Annotated in this window: 19 protein-coding genes and 1 tRNA gene; 13 read left to right on the top strand and 7 right to left on the bottom strand. The window is 48.7% G+C overall.

The features are described from left to right. Positions 1–50 precede the first annotated feature (50 nt). From E5358_RS00550 to E5358_RS00520, 7 genes are all read left to right on the top strand, one after another. Positions 51–1,655: a murein hydrolase activator EnvC family protein gene (locus E5358_RS00550; protein WP_135938426.1), complete on the top strand. Its 1,605-nt coding sequence runs from the start codon at positions 51–53 to the stop codon at positions 1,653–1,655. Between the two features lie 211 nt (positions 1,656–1,866). Next, positions 1,867–2,400, top strand: a complete 534-nt coding sequence (locus tag E5358_RS00545) for an RNA polymerase sigma factor (protein WP_135938425.1) — start codon at positions 1,867–1,869, stop codon at positions 2,398–2,400. 11 nt (positions 2,401–2,411) lie between these two features. Continuing rightward, entirely contained in the window at positions 2,412–2,750 is a 339-nt protein-coding gene (locus tag E5358_RS00540) for a hypothetical protein (RefSeq protein ID WP_135938424.1), read from the top strand. 32 nt (positions 2,751–2,782) lie between these two features. Further along, positions 2,783–3,355 carry a hypothetical protein gene (locus tag E5358_RS00535; protein ID WP_135938423.1) on the top strand — a complete coding sequence of 191 codons (573 nt, stop codon included), beginning with the start codon at positions 2,783–2,785 and terminating at the stop codon, positions 3,353–3,355. A 522-nt stretch (positions 3,356–3,877) separates the two neighbouring features. Beyond that, positions 3,878–4,261 (top strand): hypothetical protein, encoded by a 384-nt coding sequence (locus tag E5358_RS00530; protein ID WP_135938422.1) that lies wholly within the window; start codon positions 3,878–3,880, stop codon positions 4,259–4,261. Between the two features lie 102 nt (positions 4,262–4,363). Further along, entirely contained in the window at positions 4,364–4,711 is a 348-nt protein-coding gene (locus E5358_RS00525; RefSeq protein WP_135938421.1) for a hypothetical protein, read from the top strand. A 64-nt stretch (positions 4,712–4,775) separates the two neighbouring features. Beyond that, positions 4,776–6,434 carry a hypothetical protein gene (locus E5358_RS00520; RefSeq protein WP_135938420.1) on the top strand — a complete coding sequence of 553 codons (1,659 nt, stop codon included), beginning with the start codon at positions 4,776–4,778 and terminating at the stop codon, positions 6,432–6,434. Positions 6,435–7,321: 887 nt separating this feature from the next. Here E5358_RS00520 and rpsT read toward each other — a convergent pair. The 5 genes from rpsT to E5358_RS00495 form a co-directional block, all read right to left on the bottom strand. After that, positions 7,322–7,573, bottom strand: coding sequence for a 30S ribosomal protein S20 (rpsT, locus tag E5358_RS00515; protein ID WP_135938419.1), 252 nt, complete (start codon positions 7,571–7,573; stop codon positions 7,322–7,324). Between the two features lie 136 nt (positions 7,574–7,709). Continuing rightward, positions 7,710–7,784 (bottom strand) — tRNA-Glu (locus E5358_RS00510). Positions 7,785–7,942: 158 nt separating this feature from the next. Further along, complete coding sequence (locus E5358_RS00505; RefSeq protein ID WP_135938418.1) at positions 7,943–8,929, bottom strand: tRNA dihydrouridine synthase; 987 nt, start codon at positions 8,927–8,929, stop codon at positions 7,943–7,945. Positions 8,930–9,061: 132 nt separating this feature from the next. Next, positions 9,062–10,999, bottom strand: a complete 1,938-nt coding sequence (locus E5358_RS00500) for a DEAD/DEAH box helicase (protein ID WP_135938417.1) — start codon at positions 10,997–10,999, stop codon at positions 9,062–9,064. 269 nt (positions 11,000–11,268) lie between these two features. Beyond that, positions 11,269–12,423: an OmpA family protein gene (locus E5358_RS00495; RefSeq protein WP_135938416.1), complete on the bottom strand. Its 1,155-nt coding sequence runs from the start codon at positions 12,421–12,423 to the stop codon at positions 11,269–11,271. A gap of 170 nt (positions 12,424–12,593) precedes the next feature. Between E5358_RS00495 and E5358_RS00490 the strand changes: the two genes are divergently transcribed. The 6 genes from E5358_RS00490 to E5358_RS00465 all read left to right on the top strand — a co-directional run bounded on the left by E5358_RS00490 (position 12,594) and on the right by E5358_RS00465 (position 18,128). Then, positions 12,594–13,826, top strand: coding sequence for a DUF2851 family protein (locus E5358_RS00490; RefSeq protein ID WP_135938415.1), 1,233 nt, complete (start codon positions 12,594–12,596; stop codon positions 13,824–13,826). Further along, positions 13,823–14,362 (top strand): LOG family protein, encoded by a 540-nt coding sequence (locus E5358_RS00485; protein ID WP_135938414.1) that lies wholly within the window; start codon positions 13,823–13,825, stop codon positions 14,360–14,362. The genes E5358_RS00490 and E5358_RS00485 overlap by 4 nt, the downstream gene beginning before the upstream one ends. Before the next feature lies 1 nt (position 14,363). After that, entirely contained in the window at positions 14,364–14,795 is a 432-nt protein-coding gene (locus tag E5358_RS00480) for an acyl-CoA thioesterase (RefSeq protein ID WP_135938413.1), read from the top strand. Further along, complete coding sequence (gene dprA / locus E5358_RS00475) at positions 14,788–15,915, top strand: DNA-processing protein DprA (protein ID WP_277821107.1); 1,128 nt, start codon at positions 14,788–14,790, stop codon at positions 15,913–15,915. The genes E5358_RS00480 and dprA overlap by 8 nt, the downstream gene beginning before the upstream one ends. A 240-nt stretch (positions 15,916–16,155) precedes the next feature. Next, positions 16,156–16,710, top strand: a complete 555-nt coding sequence (locus tag E5358_RS00470) for a TlpA family protein disulfide reductase (RefSeq protein WP_135938412.1) — start codon at positions 16,156–16,158, stop codon at positions 16,708–16,710. Between the two features lie 374 nt (positions 16,711–17,084). Next, on the top strand, positions 17,085–18,128 hold the full coding sequence (locus E5358_RS00465) for a T9SS type A sorting domain-containing protein (protein WP_135938411.1): 1,044 nt from the start codon (positions 17,085–17,087) through the stop codon (positions 18,126–18,128). Between the two features lie 146 nt (positions 18,129–18,274). Here E5358_RS00465 and E5358_RS00460 read toward each other — a convergent pair whose 3' ends face one another. Next, on the bottom strand, positions 18,275–18,940 hold the full coding sequence (locus E5358_RS00460; protein ID WP_168354543.1) for an SH3 domain-containing protein: 666 nt from the start codon (positions 18,938–18,940) through the stop codon (positions 18,275–18,277). A gap of 112 nt (positions 18,941–19,052) precedes the next feature. Further along, positions 19,053–20,078 (bottom strand): glycine N(alpha)-acyltransferase GlsB, encoded by a 1,026-nt coding sequence (gene glsB, locus E5358_RS00455; RefSeq protein WP_135938409.1) that lies wholly within the window; start codon positions 20,076–20,078, stop codon positions 19,053–19,055. Between the last annotated feature and the right edge of the window lie 55 nt (positions 20,079–20,133).

The raw sequence follows: 20,133 nt of genomic DNA, 5'->3' as shown, positions 1-20,133 counted from the left end.
CAGAAATCCACCCCGTAAGACCATACCACTGACAGTACCACAGACTGACAATGAAGAGACACATACTTATCATCCTTGCAATGCTCGTCTGCCTCGGCATTCCTGCACAGCAGCGGAACGGAACGGCAAGGAAAAAGACCACGACAACCACTGCAAAAAAGCGTCCGCAAGGAAAAAACACCAAGAAGACAGCACGGTCGAAGACAAAAAAGGCTGCACCGACAAACTCTTCCATAAAGGGACTGCAAAACAAGCGTGTGGCATTGCAGAAGCAAATCAGGGCGCAGGAGGCTGCCCTGCGACGCAACAAGGCGGACGTGAAGAAGAAGCTCCACGACCTGATGATTATCTCCGGTGACATAGAGACTCGCCGCCGCAGCATCGACAGCATCAATAACGACATCCGCAGCATACAGGGCAACATAGACATCCTTGAGAGCCAGCTCTCAACGCTCAACCTTCAACTTCAGGAGCGCCGCCACCGGTATGTCAAGGCAATGCGCTACATGAACCGCCATAATTCGGTTCAGGACCAGTTGATGTTCATCTTCTCCGCAAAATCCATGACACAGATGTACCGCCGTCTGCGTTTCCTGCGTGAATATGCCTCGTACCAGAAAGTCCAGGGTGAGCAGGTGAAACTGAAACAGCAGCAGATAAACAAGAAGCAGGAGCAGCTTGTTGCTGTCAAGAGCGAGAAGAGCAATCTGCTTTACAAAGGAAAGAAAGAACAGGCGGCACTGCAGGGTAAGCATGCCGAGCAGCAAGCCCTTGTCGGAAAGCTGCAGAAGCAGCAGAAAGTGATACAGAGCGTCATCGACGAGCAGAAGAAGAAGGATGCTGCCCTTAATGCCCAGATTGACGCTGAGATAGCCAAGGAGGTGGAACGTGCCCGCCTGCGTGCCGAGGCAGAAGCCAAGAAGCGTGCCGAAGAAGAGGCTGCGGCAAGGAAAAGGGCTGCAGAGGAACTTGCGCGCAAGCAGGCTGAGGCTGCCAGAAAGGCTGAGGAGAATGCACGGCGCATAGCCGAAGCGCGTAATCGTGAGGAGAAAGCTAAGGCTTTGGCGCGTGAGGCAGCAAAGAAAGATGCTGCTGCCAAGGCGCGTGCCGAACAGGCTGCGCGTGAGGCAGAGGCAGAGCGCGTGGCTGCAGAGCGCAAGGCGAAGGCGGAGAAAGAACGCTCTGAGAAGGCTGTGGCAGAAGCCAAGAAAGAGGCGGAGCCTGCGCTCAGGATGAGTTCTGCCGACCGTCTTGTCAGTGGTGGGTTTGAGAAGAACCGCGGGCGACTGCCGGTTCCAATCACCGGTGGTTACCGCATAGTGAGCCATTACGGGCAGTACACCGTCGAAGGTCTGCCTAATGTGCACCTTGACAATAAGGGTATAAACATCCTCGGCTCTTCTGGATGCGCCGCACGTGCCATATACGACGGCGAGGTTAGTGCCGTTTTCGGCTACGGAGGGCAGATGGTGGTCATGGTGCGCCACGGCCAGTACATCTCCGTCTACTGCAACTTGCGCAACGTAAGCGTATCGCGCGGGCAGAAAGTCTCTGCAAGGCAGCAGCTCGGTCTTGTAGGCAAGGACAATATCCTGCAGTTCCAGTTACGCCGAGGCACATCGAAACTGAATCCAGAGTCTTGGCTCGGACGGTGATAAAAGCATTTTATTGACGCCTATACAGCGGCAGCATATTCTGTTTTGGAATATGCTGCCGCTGTTTTTATGGTTGTTCGACCAAACCTCTGATGCCTGTTTTCTTCGAGAGATAAAGAATCTTTAAGAAATGTAAAAAATCATTTTCGGATTTTACTTTTGGGGACTTTGCGGGTTTATATATACAGAAACCCTCCGAAAAATTAATCAAATGGACGATAAAGACATAATCCTTGCGATGCAGGCGGCTCCCGACAGAGGCTTCAGGATGCTGATGACGAAGTACAAGGAGCCGGTCTATTGGCACATACGCCGCCTTGTCGTGGCGCATGATGATGCGCAGGACGCGGTGCAGGAGACATTTGTGAGAGTGTTCCGCTCTTTCTCGCGGTTTGAGGGAAAAGACTCGCTGAAGGCATGGATTTACAGGATTGCCACAAACGAGGCATTGCGCCTCCTTTCCCGCTGCCGCACGGAGACATTGCCGCTTGAGAATGCAGGGACTGCCGTGGCAGGGATTCCGGCCTCCGACTATGTCGACTACAGCGACCTGGAGGCGGTGATGCTGCAGAAAGCTATACTCTCCCTGCCGGAGAAGCAGCAGATAGCGTTCAACCTGCGGTACTATGACGAGATGGACTATGACGAGATTGCCGCCGTCATGGAGTCCACTCCGTCGGCAGCAAAGTCCAACTACCACCTTGCAAAAGGCAGGATAACAGAGTACATGAATAATCACGGATAAACATACATACAATGATGAAGGACAGATTTGATTTTGACAAGGTAGGCAAAAGGATGCCTTATACCGTTCCTGACGGCTTTTTCAAGGAGATGGAGGATAATGTCCTCAATAGTGTAGCGTGCCGCAGGACGGAAGAAAAACGGGGTTTCCGCCTCTCCCGGCGCGTCAAGGCTGGCATGGCAGCCACAGCCGTTGCCTCCGTGGTGCTTGCCTTCGTGCTCTCCACAGGCGGGTATGAGCCCCGGCACACGGACTTTGCGGAGGTCGAGAAGGCTTTCTGCAACCTCAGCCCCGAGGACCAGATGTACATGCTTTCGGTGTACCAGGAGGATGTGTTCATGGAGGAATAACCATTATAATAACAAATAAAAACAACCGGATTATGAAACATTTTTTCAGATTTTTCCTGCTTGCCGTTGCAGTGATAGCATGCAGTGTGGAGACAAAAGCTCAGGACAACGACAAGCAGCGCATGGCACCTGAGGAGCGTGTGGAGAGGAAGAAGCGGGCGATGAATGCCGCTAAACGTGGCGAAAGTGAAAAAAAAGAGATGCAGAAGAGGGTTGCCATGACGCGCGAGCAGCTTGCGGAGAAGCAGGCAAGGCACATAGCCGAGGCAATGGCAATGGACGATGCTACGGCAAGCCGCTTTGTGAAGACCTACGGGGAGTGCCAGAAGGAAGTATGGGCAATCAGCCCCAAACGTGAAAAGGGTGCACGCCGTAATGCTGCCGAAATGACGGAGGCGGAGGCGGAGCAGAAACTTAAGGCTGGTTTTGAGCACAGCCAGAAGATTCTTGACATACGCAGGAAATACTATGCGGAGTACAGCAAGTTCCTGACCCAGAAGCAAGTCAAGCGTGTCTACGAGCTGGAGAAGCAGACGAAGAACCGTCTGATGCACCACAAGGGCAGAGCGCAGCGCAACAAGCCAGTGAGAAACACCGGAAGATAAGCCTGCGGGAAACGCAGCTGCCAGACCCTGTCCGCCAGTTGATTCCTATTAACTTATAAATCAGCCTGTTATAAGGCGTATGACAAAAGGTCACCTTTCGCATCATGAAAGGTGACCTTTTGCCGTATAAAGTGTGGCCTTTTGTCATGCAAGCCGTAACCTTTCGCTCAGCGGCCTGTATAGTTGCGCTTTTGCTTGCTCACAAGGTTAGGTTTTGACCCTTCCGAAATATTCCTCCTGATGGAAATAACCAAGCAACGCGCCTCAAACATGCGCAGCCGCCTTAACGAAAAACTGTTCCACCAAAGTGGCTCTGCAACATTCAGGAAGAATATTTACAGATTATAGCGTGCAGTGTACAAAATGTACTTTTTGATGTAACACGCTATATAATAACACTTTGTACGCTGTGTCAAAAAAAGCAGTGTACAAATTGTACCTCAAAAAATCTTTGTTTCTGAAAAATGTTTGTACTTTTGCAAGCGGAATTCCAAAGTGAAACTAAAAAAAACAGTCAGAAACATGAAAAAACTAATTATTGCAATTTCCTGTGTTTTGTGGAGCATCGGCTCTGTTGCCCACAATGAAACGTTGGATTCCTATGAAGATGTAGTGCGGATAGATTTGACATGCTCATACGATGACATTACACGCTACACAGGGGATATCAAGCGAGCACCGGCACGCAAGCCAACGGCATATCTCGAAGGCAACACCATCTCTTTCCCCGCATTTGCAAGCGACTGCACGTTTGAAGTAGTGGACGCTGCGACGGAGGAGGTTGTTTTCAGCCGGTACGTTTCTGCCTCAGAGACAAGTTGCCAGTTGCTGGCAGACTTGATTGGGGAGTATATCATACGCTTTGTCTTTGAGCAGTATGTGCTTGAAGGGAAGGTAGAAGTATAAAAAGATAATATTTCAAGCAAAACATAACGAGAGAAGCCGGCATCTGTCGTTTGTCCGTATTCGAAAATCGGTACGGTGATAATTCTAAACAAAATTACAATTATGAAGAAGATTTTATTTGGAGCAATGTTTATTGCAATGTCCACATCTTTGTATGCGCAAGAAGTGAATACGCAGCCAAGCTTGCTGTCAAGTAATGGCAATGGCAACGAGCAAGTGACGACATTTTACGGTTCGAAAGCCAGTTCAAACGCCAACAATCCCTGCAAAGGTGCAACAATCAGGAAATGTGGCACGATTTCTACAAAGATGTTCAGTGACGACGTTGCCATGGTAGAGACAACATGGCTGGACGAGAACGGTAATGTCGCAAAGCAAGAGATGTGTGTCAAAGAGGCTGAGGACTTAAAGCTTGATTTTGATGATGTACTTCCGGAAATCAACGATTAGTATTTTACTGTTGTTCTTTTCTGTCTGTGCATCTGAGGCCCAGACCTCCAATCTGATGTATGACATGGAGAACAATTATCTGCAAATTCGGCAGAAGGCTGGCACAGACAGCCTTCTGCGCGAATTCATTTGGGATAACGGCATAGAGGAGGACACCATCTATGCGTTTATGTACAGGCCAGGCAACTGTCCGAGATGTGAAGCCGGGTTCAAGCTTTTCAGGAAGTGGCTGAATGAGCGCGGCAGGAAATTTACGCTTATAAGTGTCGGCAGGGATGCTAATGTATCCGGTTATTATAACAGGATGAAAGGGTATTTGGCTGACTATTATATAAATGACACTACTGAGGCGTACAGCAGAATATTCAGTTTCAACAATATTCCTTTGGACGGTTCCAATGTCCTGAAGATAAGCCGTGACGGCCGTCTGATAACTGGTGGTGATTTTACAGAACTCTGCCCGGAGTTTGTTGACCAGCTGATTGCACGCACGGAGCCTGTGCCCTACAAGACTTATGAGCAGTTGTCGTCCGAAGAGTATGTGGAAAATCCGGACACATCTGCTTTTGAGCGTTTCAGAGAGGAGAAGACATTTACGCTTGACGGATGTGACATTCCGTTGTGCAAGGTGGACCGCGCCCCTGTATGGAACGGCAGATGGCTCTGCATCCCTGATGACATTCTGAACGAAGTGTTTGTTTTTGAAGAGGAACAGAAAAGGTTCGTATTCCGCCAGCTTGCCGGTGTGCAGGAAGATGTGAAGAATACCTTCATAGAAGTCTCCGACTCCATGAAAGCCAATTATGAGAGAAACGGCATGCTGTTCTATCTTCTGTGCAATGCCGGTGTGGACAGGGATACACTGTACATGTCATATTCCATACCAAAAATCATTTTCACGGACAGTCTGAAAAGCAGGATAGGAATCTTCAACCAGCCTTGCATAATAGCCCGTGTTCTCGGCGGGGAACCTTCTGCGGACAGGCTCTGCCCTTTGGATTTCAATATATTCAATGAAGAGTATTTCTACAAGCATTTCCAGTTTGCCGTGGCAGGAGGTCATGTCACCCTTGGCTGCCAGCAGCTTACATGGCCTATGGAGTATGAGGCGGAAGATTACAGGGATGACGAACGCAGGAATCCTTTCCGTGACGAATATTATGACTACGGGCATCCGTATATGGCAGATTTCCGCCTGGCGGACGGCAAACTCGCAAGAAGGTACGGAAATCTCTCAGAGGAGGCACGCAGGACGAAGACGGGCTATTATTTCAATTTGCCTTTTGTCACAGCCAATGGAGATGAGACTGCATATACTGACGGATTCTCCGGCAAGGTCTGTGTGGTGGAATCCGGCAGAGAATCAGTATATGATGTCTTTGACTTCAACGCTTCAACGCTTCCGTCAGGCGATTCTGCCTTGTTCTATACGTATGAATACGCTGATGCTTTCAAGAAATATTTCAACAGGCAGATTGTTGACATGCAGATTAGCGGCAAGGAACTGTGCTGCATTGTCCTTCACGGAGGGTGGACCAGTGATGTACGGCGCAAGGTGTACACCTTCGTAAGGATAGACCGCAGGACAGGAAGCAGGCATGAATATCTGCTTCCTGCCCGTAAGAACCTTATATGCACAGGACTGAGGCGTGGCAAGTCGTCCATCACTCCTTTCCAAATCGTAAGGCATAATAACACGTATGTCGTAAAGTTGTTGGAATAGGAAGCATGAATGATATACATAAATGAATAGGGTGTGTCAAAACTCAAAACGGTGTCTTCAAAGGTTGCGATTTGTAAGCTCAGTGCCACGAACTGCCACGTAGCGGTTGAAGATTATAGTTTTACCTTTGCATTCGATTAGCAAACTCTGTGCATCTGAAATGGTATCCTGTCTTATCAAGACTCTGCAAGCTGTCATTGGCAATGTTGCCTGTGGCTCCAATTGGCAACATTGTGTATAATGCCACCATTGTGCTTTTTTCCTCCTATTGGTTGCTCTTTTCATAATATCCGTGGTTGATTATTCTGCGGAATATAAACCGAATTACCTGGATATGCTGATAGGTGGCCTTGGGGTGTTCAATGTTTTTTTTCTTTGGCGGCAAGGGGCATGCGATATTTTGGTTGGCTTATCTGTGCTTTTTGTTCATTGATAAAGTGAGAAATCGCAAGTGTGGCTAAATCATTGGTCAGTATGTTTAAGTGACATATGGATTTCAAGTTCCACAAGCAGATGGAAGTCTGCGTGTGGAACTTTGTTTTATTAATGCCAGGTATATGCCGGCTGGATTGTTGTACCCCTATTTGTATCCCCATAAGATTTGGAATCGCTTGTGAAATGTTGTACCTTTGCATTGTAATCAGAACCAAAAGAGATGTTGGATATATTGATTACAGTGTTCTTTGGCATGTTTACCATACTAAAAAATAAATCTTCTGAATCCGTATGAGAAGTCATGATGGGATGCGGATTCAGGAAGATTCGTGCTGAGCTAAATAAGTTAGGGCATAAAAAAAGACCACTTGCCGTTGTCCGGCAGTGGTCTTGCGTATTGTTGTATGTGGCTGTACGCCACGGCTGTGTCATTGCCTTCAGCAAGCAGGCTCTTAGAGAGAGTTTATGTGGAGAGCGATGCTTGACTTGATGTTGGCAGCTTTGTTCTTGTGGATGATGTTCTGCTTTGCGAGCTTGTCGAGCATCTTCTGAACCTTAGGAAGCATTTCTGTTGCCTCTGCCTTGTCTGTTGTTGCGCGGAGCTTTCGTACAGCGTTACGCATAGTCTTAGCGTAGTACTTGTTGTGGAGAGTCTTGGTCTTGGTCTGACGGATTCTCTTCTCTGATGACTTGTGATTTGCCATTGTTGTTAATGATTTTGATTGTGTGAGTAATAGCCTATGGGTCTTGCGCCGTCGTTGAGGCTGCCCTGGGCGGATTAGTTGAAACCCTCATGTACCAAAACGCCGCATCAACTGCGGCGATACATGATATTATGAGTGGTAGCGCGTAGGGGAGTCGAACCCCTCTTACAAGAATGAAAATCTTGGGTACTAACCGATATACGAACGCGCCATTGCGTAAAAGCGAGTGCAAAGGTACAACAAAAAGCTGAAAGACAGAAGACAAGATGAGGAAATCTGTTAATTGTTAAGGTTAATTAACTAAAGGTAACCTTTTATGTCCATTGCTACGGCTTTTTATTGTGCAACAGTTGTCTTCTGTCATTGTTCTCAGCAGTTGTCAGTTTGCGGATTTGCGGTCTGCATATCGCGGATGCGCTGTTCGGCTTCGTCGAGGATAGGGAGTAGCTCGTCAAGAGTGTTTGCGCGCAGCATGGCGATGCGTGTCTGCCGGAAGTCCGGTATACCTTTAAATATAGGTGTGGCAGCGAGGTGGCGGCGTGTATGTAGTATTCCGCGACGTTCGTCGATGCGTTCGATGTTTATGCGCAGCTGTTCCCGCAGGAGATGGAATTTTTCTTCGAGGGACAGTTCCTTTTTGTTGAAGAACCATGGGCAGCCGAAAGTCGCTCTGCCGACCATTACGGCGTCGACACCGTATCTGTCGAATGCTGCATCAGCTTCTGCAAGGGAAGTGATGTCACCATTGCCGATGATAGGGATGTGAATGCGAGGGTTGCTTTTCACCTCACCGATAAGAGTCCAGTCTGCCTCACCTGTGTACATCTGTGAGCGTGTCCTGCCATGGATTGTCAGTGCCTGTATGCCGCAGTCCTGCAGTTGCTCGGCAAGAGTTGTGATGATCAGGTTCTCGTGATCCCACCCGAGGCGTGTCTTGGCTGTGACGGGAGTGCTGACGGCTTTCACGACCTTGGAGGTGATGTCAAGCATCAACGGTATGTTGCGGAGCATTCCTGCGCCTGCCCCTTTGCCCGCCACCTTCTTTACAGGGCAGCCGAAGTTAAGGTCTATGACGTCAGGATGTGCCTCTGCCTCCACAATCTTTGCCGCTTCAACGACGGCATCGGCGTCTCTGCCATAGATTTGTATGCCTACGGGACGTTCATCTTCGGCGATTGTGAGTTTCTCGACCGTGGACTTGACAGAGCGTACGAGGGCTTCTGCGGCGACAAACTCCGAATAGACCATCGCTGCTCCTTGCTGCTTGCACAGGCGGCGGAAGCCGATGTCCGTGACGTCCTCCATGGGAGCAAGGAACAGAGGGCGTTCTCCTAATTCAATATTCCCTATTTTCATGTGAGTTGTGTTTTTGGGGGATGTGTCATGATTAATCATGTTGCATCAGCATCTTGTTGCGTCATGTTGAATCATGATACACCAACCTAAAGTCTCCCACTTTCGCGCAATGCGCGAAAGTGGGAACTGATTTTACTTTTTCTTGTTCTTTTTAGGTTTTCTGCGTGCCCAACCCTCTTCTGAGAAGTCAGGCTCGTCGTCATGGAACTTGAAGTTCTTGTTGTCCTGCATGAGTGAAAGCCAGTCGTCGGCCGTGAATTCCCCTGCCTGCCGGTTCTTTTTCTTTGACGGCTTCATGAACGGTTTGCCGTCATCGCGGCGGCGTCTCTTGGAACGGCTGAAGCGGTCGTCACCTCTGCTCCAACGGTTGACAGGAGCATTGAATGCCCCTTCCGGTTTGCCGTCGTCCTCAGCGTTGCAGCGTACCTGACGCCCGTGGTAGGTTGTTCCGTCAAGTGCGCCCATGACATTGTCGGCGTCCCGTTCCGGTACTTCTATGAAGCAATAGTGAGACATTAGGTCGATGTGCCCGACTTCCTGGCGTTTGCCCTGTCCTCCTTTGCCTTTTCCTGATACATGCTGGTTGACAAACTGCATGATTTCTCCCGGATAGAAGCCCTCTGCCTTGCCGAGATTGATGAAAAGGCGTGTGTAGCCCTTCTCCGCCTTGTGTTCTGGTCCGCGGTCGCGTCCGTCACGGTCACGGCGGCGTCCGTCGCGGTTCTTGCCTTTCTTTGTCTCGCTTACTTCTTCAATGTCCGGTTCGTCAGCATAGTATTCGAGGAACTTGCTGAACTCCATCATGACAATCTTCTTTATGATGTCCTCTTTGTCGAAATACTCGAAATGGCGCTGTATCTCTTCCATGAACGGGTTGATTGTCTCATCGTCGACATCAACTTTCGTTATGTGGTCCATGACGCGGAAGAGCTGTTTCTTGCAGATTTCCTGTGGGGTAGGGAGAGCACCCTTTATGAATTTCTTCTGTATGATTTTCTCTACGGCATGGATTTTGTGCTGTTCACGGCTGTGGATGATAGCTATTGAAGAACCTGTCTTTCCTGCGCGTCCTGTTCGTCCGGAGCGGTGGGTGTAGGACTCTGTGTCGTCAGGCATGCCATAGTTTATGACGTGAGTGAGGTCGTTGACGTCAAGTCCGCGTGCTGCCACATCAGTTGCGACAAGCAGCTGCACGGTATGCTGACGGAACTTCTGCATAGTCTGGTCACGTTGCGGCTGTGAGAGGTCGCCGTGGAGAGACTCTGCATTGTAGCCGTCCTTGATGAGTTTGTCGGCAATTTCCTGCGTCTCGAGTTTTGTTCGGCAGAATATTATGCCGTAGATTTTAGGATAAAAATCGACAATGCGCTTCAAGGCGAGATATTTCTGTTTTGCTGTGACCATATAGAATGTGTGGTCAACATTCTCCGCGCCTTCATTACGTGAACCGACGACAACCTCCTCATAGTCATGGAGATAGTTCTTTGCCACTTTCTCCACATCTTTTGACATTGTCGCGGAGAAGAGCAGTGTGCGGTGGTTGGCGGTGAGCTGTTCGAATATGGCATTTATGCTGTCAGCAAATCCCATGTTAAGCATTTCGTCTGCCTCGTCAAGCACGATTGTCGTGGCGGTGGATATGTCTGCCACTCCTCGCTCTATGAGGTCGACAAGGCGTCCCGGTGTGGCAACGATGACCTGTGAGCCTTTCTTCAGTTGTCGTATTTGCGAGTCGATAGGCGCACCTCCGTAGACGGCGGTGACGCGAAGCCCTTCCATGTATTTGCCGAAATCCTTGAGGTCATCACTGATTTGGAGGCACAGTTCTCTTGTTGGGGACATCACCACGGCTTGTGTCTGGCGTGTGGTGAGGTCAATGCGTTGCAGCAGAGGAAGGCCGAATGCGGCAGTCTTTCCTGTTCCTGTCTGTGCCAGTGCGATGATGTCGCTGCCTTCGTTGAGGAGCTTTGGTATTACAGCCTCCTGTACAGGCATCGGTTGGACGAAGCCAAGTTCGTCGATAGCTTTCCTGATGGTGTCGTTGACACCTAATTCTTCAAAGTTTGCCATATTGGTAGTAAGATTCTAAAAACCAAGATTTTTTTTATTATTGTGTTTTTTTAGGTTGGATTCTTTTGCCTTGCCTTTTGTTTCTTTTAAAAAAGATGACAGGCAGGTTGCGTGTTTCTTGCTGATTGTTTTTGCCTGTCATTTGTAGTTTTTTCCTGACTTTTAGAATCCGCCTAAAAAAGGAGCCCCGAAGACGAGGCTCCTCTAAATTAAGTATAGAGGGTCTCTTTACTATAAAGAAACCCTCTACACAAAAGAATTAGTTTATTTTACTTTGTTGTGTCGTTGAAGAGAGCAACACGGTTGAACTCAACTTCGTCGAAGAGTTTGTCTGTTGCGCCAAGACCTTCTGTTGCAATACGGTCAGCAGCAATCTTGTACTTCTTAACGAGGACATCCTTAACGGCAGCTGCACGCTTCTCGGAGAGCTTCTGGTTGAATTCCTTAGAGCCTTCTGGTGATGCGTAGCCAGAAATCTTTATCTTAGCGTTAGGATTGTTCTTCATGTACTTAGCAATCATCTCAACGTTAGACATCTGTGATCTCTCGACAACAGACTTGCCCTGAGCGAATACTACAGATGGCTGGAGGTTAGCAGCCTTTGTCTCTACTACAGGAGCCGGCTTGTTCTCGCAGTCAGAGAGAGCCTTCTTCAGACGAGCGATTTCAGCGTCTTTTCTTGAAGCGGCAGACTTGGCAGCGTCAGCCTCTGCACGTGCAGCGTTGATTTGTGCGTTGAGTGCGTCAATCTCAGCCTGGTCGCGAACCTGCTCTACTGCGAAGTTGTGTGTGCCGTTGGAGTTGCCGAACTTGTAGTTCACACCAAGCTTAAGAGACACGCCAGAACGGTTGATGTCATACTTGAAGTTGTTGTCAGCTGGCTCGCCCTCTGCATATCCCTGAAGGCCATAAGTGATGGCTGGCTCAAGGTAAACCTGCCATGCTTTGTCCTTGCCGAGGTTGAGAGCGAAGTCAAGGGCAACCTTGGATGTGAGGGCGTTGCTCTTGCCATAATATCCTTTGAACTGGTGTCCCCATCCGAAACCGCCGAGAGCGATTACCTCGAATGTGCGTGGCTCACCTTTGTATCCTGCGAAGAGGTTGGAGAGGTTTGCTGTACCGAGAAGGGAGATGTTTGTGTTGTCTACCCATGTTTTTGTGTTGAACTCGGATGGCATAGAAGAGAAATGCATTGTAGCATCAACTGCAACACCGAATACGGTCGTAAAGTTCTTGCCAATACGTACGCCAAGTTCCGGAGAGAGGTTTCCGAATACAGAGTGGTGTGTGGTAGGAGCTGCTACACCGGCATTAACACCTACATAGATGTTGTCAGAAGCTTTTGAAGCTGTAACCACAGTTCTCTGTGCGTTTGCTGAAGCTGCTATCGCAGCGGCAGCAACAAACATTGCGATTTTTTTCATAATTGATAATATTTAAATAAGTGGAATACTTTAATAATAAAGCACACTGCAAAGATACATACTTTTTTTTAATTACCAAGCGAAAGTGAAGAAAAATTAGGAAAAAGTTGCGAAATTGTCGGAAAATGACGAACTTTGCAGCAATACATAACACTTTTAAGTTTTTAATAATGGAAAAACTGTTGCATTATTGCTGGAAACACAGGATTTTTCCTGAGGGCAGGCTCATGACAACTGACGGCAGGGAATTGGAAATCGCGGACTCCGGGCTCCATAACTCCGGTTCCGGTCCGGACTTCTTCAATGCGAAGGTCAGGATAGGTGGGGAGTTGTGGGCAGGGAATGTTGAAATGCATATTGCAGCAAAGGATTGGTTCGCTCACAAGCACGACAAGGATGAGGCTTACAATAATGTCATCTTGCATGTTGTCTCCCGGGCTTCCAGCGACAGAAAGGCTGTTACGAGCAGCGGACGTGAACTGCCGGAGTTTATTTTAGATGTACTCGCGCACGTTCGAGAGAACTATGAAGAACTGCTGAGTGTGGACAGTTATCCTCCTTGCTATAAGAACATCCCCAATCTTACGTCTTTGAAGATACACTCATGGATGGCTTCTCTGCAGACAGAACGCCTTATGCAGAAGACTGCCGCTGTCAGTGAGTACCTCCAACAGCTTGACGGCGATTGGGAACATGCCTATTTCGTGTCCCTCGCACGCAGTTTCGGATTCGGCTCAAACACAGAAGCCCTTGAACAATGGGCCATGACACTGCCACTGAAGGCTGTCGCCCACCACCGCGATGACCTTCTTCAGGTGGAGGCACTCTTCCTCGGGCATGCCGGACTGATAAAGGATAATCCGCGCATGCAGCAGGAATACGACTACCTTTGCCGGAAGTTCTCGGTCTCACCGGTGGTGTACGACACTCTCCCTGACGGCAGCCGGCGATGCGCACCGGCATGGCGGTTCATGCGCATGCGCCCACAGAACTTCCCCGATGTGCGCATACGGCAGCTTGCACTCCTTTTCCATGAGAGCCGCACCTCACTGTCACAGCTCCTTGCCTGCGAGACAACAGAAAGTCTTGGGAAACTTCTTGGACAGGGATTGTCAAAGAACAGCGTCAACCTCCTTATGATAAACTGTGCCATACCGATGCTTTTCGCCTATGGAAAAAGTTTCGTGAAAGAACATTTGTGTGAGCGTGCGCTTAATCTGCTTGAGGAACTTCCTCCGGAGAACAACAACATCACAAGAATGTGGCGTGACGTAGGGCTTGACGTGCGCTCTGCCGGCGACTCGCAGGCACTCATACAACTCAAGAAACAATACTGTGACCGAAGGGATTGCCTTAACTGCCGCTTCGGCTACGAATACCTGAATCAAAAAACACAAGAATGAAAATAGCGGTATACTGTTCGGCAAACAACAACATTGCCGGGGAATATTACGAAGCCACACGCCGTCTTGGCGAATGGATGGCTGCCAACAACCACACGCTCGTATGGGGCGGTGGCAACTGCGGACTCATGGGATGCATCGGCGACACGGTGCACGCCCATGGCGGAAGAACTGTCGGTATGGTACCACGCGCATTGGAACAGAGTGGGCGAGTGTCGGACAACATCGATGTCTACATACCCACAAACGGTCTTGATGACCGCAAGGAACTGATGATTGCACAGTCGGACATCGCCATAGCACTGCCCGGCGGCATAGGGACCCTTGACGAAATATTCACTCAGGCGGGAGGAAACACGATTGGTTTCCACAACAAGAAGGTGGTCCTCTACAACGTTCGCGGCTTTTGGGACACGACAATCGCACTGCTTGACTTCATGCAGGACAACGGCATGGTGCGCGGTCATTGGGCTGACTACATAATTGTGGCAAACAACATGGAGGAACTTTCACACATAATAGAACAAACATCATAACATAATGAACTACCATTACGAGACAATCATGCAGGTGCGCGACTACGAATGCGACATCCAGGGCATCGTCAACAACGCCAACTATCTGCACTACACAGAGCACACGCGCCACCTTTTCCTGCAGCATTGCGGAATCTCCTTCTCCGAAATGCACAAGAAAGGTGAGGACTTTGTCGTGGCACGCATGAACCTTCAGTACAAGACCTCCCTTTGTCCTGACGACGAGTTCCGCTCTTGTGTGCGCCTGAAGAAGGAGGGATTGCGTTACATCTTCCTTCACGACATCTACCGCCTACGCACAAACGGCGAGGGCATACGGGAGAATGACACGCTCTGTTTCCGCGGACAGGTGGATGTTGTCTGCCTGGTAAACGGACGACTTGGCGAGAGTGAAGTGTGCAACAAGGCTTTTGAGAAGTATCTGAATGAATGACAATGTCCATAAATCACTTGCATTCCAGCGACTGACCTTCAACCATCCGCAGGCTGCCATGCGCCTTTGCCTTGCTGCAGGGGCAATGGCGGAGCTGTACGACAACCGCATGGACATACGCCAAGTGGACAGTGAGGCGTCGGAAACCCTATGCTCGCTGCTGCGTTCCGACTGGAAAGAGGCGTTGCAATGGGCGGAAAAGGAGGTGGAATGGTGTGCGAAAAAGGGTGTCAGCATCCATACTTTCGACGATGAGAGCTATCCGCAGCGTCTCCGTGACTGCATTGACGCGCCTGTCGTGCTGTTTTCCCTTGGCAATGCCGACCTTAATGCGTCCCATACGGTCTCCATTGTAGGCACGCGCCAAAACACTGCCTACGGGCAGGACTGTGTCAGCCGTCTTGTCCGCGACCTGAAGTCGCTGGTGCCCGATGTGGTGGTTTTCAGCGGATTGGCTTATGGCATAGATGTCTGCGCCCATAAGTCTGCATTGGCGAATGGTGCGGAAACGGTGGGCGTTGTCGCTCATGGCTTGGACACAATGTATCCCGCATCCCACCGCTCCATAGCTGCGGAGATGCTTGCCCATGGCGGTGTGGTCAGCGAATATCCTTCGGGGACGCGCTGCGACAGACCGAATTTCTTGCGCCGCAACCGCATTGTGGCAGGGTTGGGTGATTGCACTGTCGTGGCAGAGTCCAAAGCTCACGGCGGAAGTCTTGTCACTGCACGCATCGCAAACGACTACGGACGTGATGTGTTCGCGTTCCCCGGGCGTGTCGGTGATGCCTCTTCTGAGGGCTGCAACGCACTTATCCGTGACAACAAAGCGTCTCTGCTCACCTCTGCCAATGACATTGTCGAGGCCCTCGGGTGGCAGACGGCACAACGGCAGGCGGAGGAACGCAAGAAAGGTGTGCAGCTTGAGATGTTCCCGGACCTTTCTCCTGAGCAGCGGAAGCTCGTCGACATCCTGAAAGAGGGTGACTGTCAGACGGGTGCTTTGTCTGTGAAGAGCGGTTTGCCGATAAACAAGGTTATCGCCATGCTCTTTGAACTGGAGATGAAAGGCTTGGTAAGACCCTATGCCGGAGGTGTGTATCATCTGGTGATGCCATAACAAAAGGCATTGAAAAAGTTATTAACAAACAGTTTTTTTTGATATATAGTCAAACAAAATTGATTTGCGGAAACACTCATGCTTTATTGTCAACATCTCCATGCAAAGTGTGGCGGTTACTGTAGAACATGGGAATTATACAAAAACGTAGTCATTGGGTAATTGGAAAACCATGGACAATGCGCTTGCATATTTTCGCAAATCTATTCTGTCTTACTATAAAAAACAAAATAAAAACGTATGAAAAAGATTTTATTGCTTACCACTTTATTCCTCGTTTCCGCCTTTTCGGCAGTTGCACAAGACAAATTCGTGCCGACGGCGGAGGAACTTGCAAAGTATCTTCCCACACTGAAAGCCGGTGACAAGGCTCCGGAATTGTCGGGAAAGGACACGCTCGGCGTTGTCACAACCCTCGAATCGTTCAAAGGTTCGTATGTCGTCGTGGATTTCTGGGCTACATGGTGCGGCGACTGCCGTCGTGAGATTCCTGCCCTGAAGGCACTTTATGAAGAGACAAAGGGCATGAAACCGAACGGAAAACCGATGAAATGGCTCAGTTTCAGCTTTGATTTCCAGGCTGATGCATGGAAGAACATGCTGAGGAAAGAGCGTTTCCCATGGCCGCAAATCAGCAACCTGAAGAAGACGCGTGAAGACCCGACATTCAAGAATTGGCAGCTTCGTTGGATTCCCGCGTTCTTCGTCATCGCTCCCGACGGCACTATCTGTGGCACGGCAATCACTGCTGACGGCCTGCGTGAGGAAATAAAGAAAATTGTGACTCAAAACTGATTGATTGTTAGTGTGTTACGGGTTATGGTGTAATTCGTAACACTTTGTCTTGCAATTCGTAACACTTTGTCTTGCAATTCGTAACACTTTATAAGGTAAAAGGTAACGATTCGTTTGGCGAACCGTTACCTTTTGTTTTACTGTTTGTAATGGTATGTTTTCAAAAGTATTGGAAGATAGTTTTGCTTTGTTTGATCTTTCCTGCGTTATAGGTCTCTGAAACCCGGAGGGCAGGTTAGAAAGTTTGCCCAATGTTTTTCCCGGTCTGTCCAATGTTGAAAAACCGTCCTACTGCTAATTGCTGTTAAAAAAGGATAAGTAAAACAAAAATGGGGGGGTAATTGGCACTTTTCTGTTTTTATAGTAATTTTGTAATGGAAAAAGAGGGAGGATTCTTTTTTTTGTCAATTCATGCTATATTAGAGAATTATGAATATAAATTACTAACCAAAATTTACATGATTATGAAAAAAATCTTGTTTTTATGTGCATCTTTATTCCTTGTACAGAGTATTAATGCGCAAATCAGCGAGAAACCAAGCGTGTCATTGGGTGAGAAGAGTTATTTGTATCTTACTTCTCCTTCGCTGGCGGCAAATGACAACCCGATAATTTATACTTTTGTGACGAACGAGAAAGAATCTCAAACAGAAATCACTATTTTTGATAACAATTTATCTGTTATAAAGGAGTTTGTTGCCCCATATGGGCGTTTTGAGCGTACTATAACTCTATATTTTCTGGAGGATGATGGTTCTTGGAGATCTTCCGATCTTGGCGTTAGTGATATAACATCATATCCGGCAGAGCCTTATTATGATAATCCTTCAGCTGCAATAGATGATCATCCGGCACTTCTAACGCAGACATTTTTCAATGATGATGACAACTATGAATACATTGTTCCCATTGTAGAAAAAGGAAATTGGGAATATATTGAACCCACCGGTGATGAGAAGTATGCTATAGACGGATATGCCGTTGTTGGAATTAAGGTTGTCAATGATAAAGGTACTGAGGTCTGTTCTTTAAGAACGGGCGCAAGAGTGTCTGAATATGATTGGGAGGTTGATTTTTACACAATTGGGGATAACAACTATCTTACGGTGGGCAATGAATTCTACAAAGTTGACAAGTTGCGTTCAAGCCTTACCAAGGTCGCTATGCCGGAGCGTTTCTCTGTCTCTCCTAAAGTGGCAAGGCGCAACACTCTTGTTAATGTTAGTTTTGACGCAAGCGACAGCCCTCGTGCAATCAAGGTCATCGGCGGCAATGGCATGGAGTGCCAGAAGATAAATGTCGTCCCCGGCACGGAATCCGTTGGCGTTGACACATCACGCTTGTCACCGGGAGTGTATGTTGTTATGATGAGCGAAGGCGGCAAGAATGTTGAGAAATGCAAGATTGTCGTGCGCTGACCAATGGTAGTGTTATATATAATGGAAGGCTGCCATCCGAATTTCGGGTGGCAGCCTTTTCCGTCTATATTTGACTCGTTTTTTTTTGTATTCCTTGCAGGACAGCGCAGTTTCTCTGTCTCTGCTATTGGGAGAAGTGTTTTTTTTTAGTCGCCCCAGTTGGATGTGTCGCTCATGTCAGGGAAATAGTTTCCGTCTACAAACACTCCGCTGTTTGCTGAGAAAGCAGGGTATACTACAATAGGAGTTTCACACTTCTCCACCTTGCCATTGTAGTCTATTGTGCCGGTGAGCAGTATGTACCATCCGTTGACTGTGCCTACATAGTTTGTCTCGTTTGCGCGTGCGAGTCCGGTTGTGTTGGCGTATTTGGTAGTATATGTCGCCTTCACTTTGTTGCTTTTTCCTGTTTTGTCGCCGATGAACACCCATGTCTCCTCCTGTTCCCAGTTCTTTCCTTGTTTTGTCACAGTGTATCCGGCTGTCATTGCGTCGTCAACCTCTTGCTGTGTTTTCAGGATATCTGTGGCTTTGTAGACCTTTATTTCCTCCGGGCGGAGGTTGTCAAGCATAGTCGCGCTGATGTATGCCTTCTCTCCCGTAGGGCTTTTTACCTGTCTCCAGCCGTTGTTTGCCGCTTCTGCATAAAAGACCATGCCCTCTTTCGCCTTTCCCACGATTTTCCCTTGTGTGGACGGTGTGGCACGCATGTTTACATTATTCTTTGTGACGAACGCAAGTTCTTGCGCATTTTGCGCGTATGCTGCCATTCCGACTGCCAACGCTGCAAGGAAAATTGATAGTTTCTTCATGTTGAAAGGGTTATGTTTGTTATGTTTGCGCATAGTGCCTTTGTAGTGTAGTGCAAACTCTTTCTTTGCAACTGTAAGGCGGATGCTCGAGTGTATTTCTCTTGCGCTCCCTTTAGTCCACGTCCTTGAAATCCTCGGCGGAAGGCTGTGACTTGTCCTCGTAGATGACTTTGTTGGCGCCGGAAGTGATGGTGCGGCACTCAGGATGCTCCTTTATGAAAGAGTCGATGTGGCGCAAACGCTTCTGCTCGAATATCTCATCGACGGCAATGAGTATGCCCGTCTCCTCCACATCGCCGAAGCCGTAGTTGATGGCTGTGCCGAAGAGTTTCATTGTCGGCGACAGATTCATGTAGGCGTTGATAAGCGGTGGGATGTTGTAGCCCAGTGAGCGAATCTCACGGTTAAGGATTCGGTAGTTCTCCTTGAACGTCGGAGCATTGAAAAGATTCTCGAATTCCGAGTCGGGAGTGTCAATTTTTAGCGGTTTTATCGGTAAAATCAATGCTTCCTTGTCACCGAAGAACTGCTTCAGGAAGTACAGAATCATGTCCCTTCCGCGACGGATATATGACGGATACATCGTCATTTTTCCGAAATAATACTTCAGTTTGGGGTTCACAACGGTGATTGCTCCGAGTCCGTCCCACAGGTTGTCGAGTGCAAAGATGCTCTTCGCGCCCTTCTCGGAACTCTGGTAGCCGAGTGTGACAAACGACCTTCCGAGTTCCACCGTCTGGTCTTTGTACTCCTTCAGGAACTTCTCCGAGAAGTGGAACATGTGGCTTGTCGCGAGTACGGGCTGCCCGTTCTCGTCCATTTCCCAGTCCTCACCCTCCAGGAACCTGTAGCCTCCGATAATCTCCTCCTCTTCAGGGTTCCATACGATGAGCTGCTTGTAGCAGTTCTCGCAGATGTCAAATTCATCGATGTCGCATTCCTTGCCCGTTCCACCGCCGGCGGCGCGGAACGCCTCCTCACGCAAACGGCCTATCTCGCGCATCGTGTGCGGTGCGTTGTGTGCGGTGATGATGTAAATCCTGTTGTGGCTTTTGTTTGTAAGGCGCAGCTGGCGTTCCTCTGTCAGTTCGCTCTTCAACAGTTCTTTTGGCACTGGTGCGATTATTGGTTGTTCCATGTTCTTTTGTTATGGTTGTGGGTTGTTGGTCTTTGTGTGTTCTTTTTGTCGATGA

Source organism: Palleniella muris (assembly GCF_004792655.1).
Taxonomy (GTDB): domain Bacteria; phylum Bacteroidota; class Bacteroidia; order Bacteroidales; family Bacteroidaceae; genus Prevotella; species Prevotella muris_A.
Note: the sequence above shows the minus strand (reverse complement) of the source record. Positions and strands in the feature narration are given on the sequence as shown.

Bases quoted from the DNA above. Each gene is read 5' to 3' on its own strand.
- E5358_RS00540 (WP_135938424.1), top strand. From the start codon at position 2,412: ATGATGAAGGACAGATTTGATTTTGACAAGGTAGGCAAAAGGATGCCT.
- E5358_RS00545 (WP_135938425.1), top strand. From the start codon at position 1,867: ATGGACGATAAAGACATAATCCTTGCGATGCAGGCGGCTCCCGACAGA.
- E5358_RS00465 (WP_135938411.1), top strand. From the start codon at position 17,085: ATGGAAAAAGAGGGAGGATTCTTTTTTTTGTCAATTCATGCTATATTA.
- dprA (WP_277821107.1), top strand. From the start codon at position 14,788: ATGAATGACAATGTCCATAAATCACTTGCATTCCAGCGACTGACCTTC.
- E5358_RS00500 (WP_135938417.1), bottom strand. From the start codon at position 10,999: ATGGCAAACTTTGAAGAATTAGGTGTCAACGACACCATCAGGAAAGCT.
- E5358_RS00530 (WP_135938422.1), top strand. From the start codon at position 3,878: ATGAAAAAACTAATTATTGCAATTTCCTGTGTTTTGTGGAGCATCGGC.
- E5358_RS00550 (WP_135938426.1), top strand. From the start codon at position 51: ATGAAGAGACACATACTTATCATCCTTGCAATGCTCGTCTGCCTCGGC.
- E5358_RS00460 (WP_168354543.1), bottom strand. From the start codon at position 18,940: ATGAAGAAACTATCAATTTTCCTTGCAGCGTTGGCAGTCGGAATGGCA.
- E5358_RS00525 (WP_135938421.1), top strand. From the start codon at position 4,364: ATGAAGAAGATTTTATTTGGAGCAATGTTTATTGCAATGTCCACATCT.
- E5358_RS00485 (WP_135938414.1), top strand. From the start codon at position 13,823: ATGAAAATAGCGGTATACTGTTCGGCAAACAACAACATTGCCGGGGAA.
- E5358_RS00490 (WP_135938415.1), top strand. From the start codon at position 12,594: ATGGAAAAACTGTTGCATTATTGCTGGAAACACAGGATTTTTCCTGAG.
- E5358_RS00470 (WP_135938412.1), top strand. From the start codon at position 16,156: ATGAAAAAGATTTTATTGCTTACCACTTTATTCCTCGTTTCCGCCTTT.
- E5358_RS00505 (WP_135938418.1), bottom strand. From the start codon at position 8,929: ATGAAAATAGGGAATATTGAATTAGGAGAACGCCCTCTGTTCCTTGCT.
- E5358_RS00495 (WP_135938416.1), bottom strand. From the start codon at position 12,423: ATGAAAAAAATCGCAATGTTTGTTGCTGCCGCTGCGATAGCAGCTTCA.
- E5358_RS00535 (WP_135938423.1), top strand. From the start codon at position 2,783: ATGAAACATTTTTTCAGATTTTTCCTGCTTGCCGTTGCAGTGATAGCA.
- glsB (WP_135938409.1), bottom strand. From the start codon at position 20,078: ATGGAACAACCAATAATCGCACCAGTGCCAAAAGAACTGTTGAAGAGC.
- E5358_RS00520 (WP_135938420.1), top strand. From the start codon at position 4,776: ATGGAGAACAATTATCTGCAAATTCGGCAGAAGGCTGGCACAGACAGC.
- rpsT (WP_135938419.1), bottom strand. From the start codon at position 7,573: ATGGCAAATCACAAGTCATCAGAGAAGAGAATCCGTCAGACCAAGACC.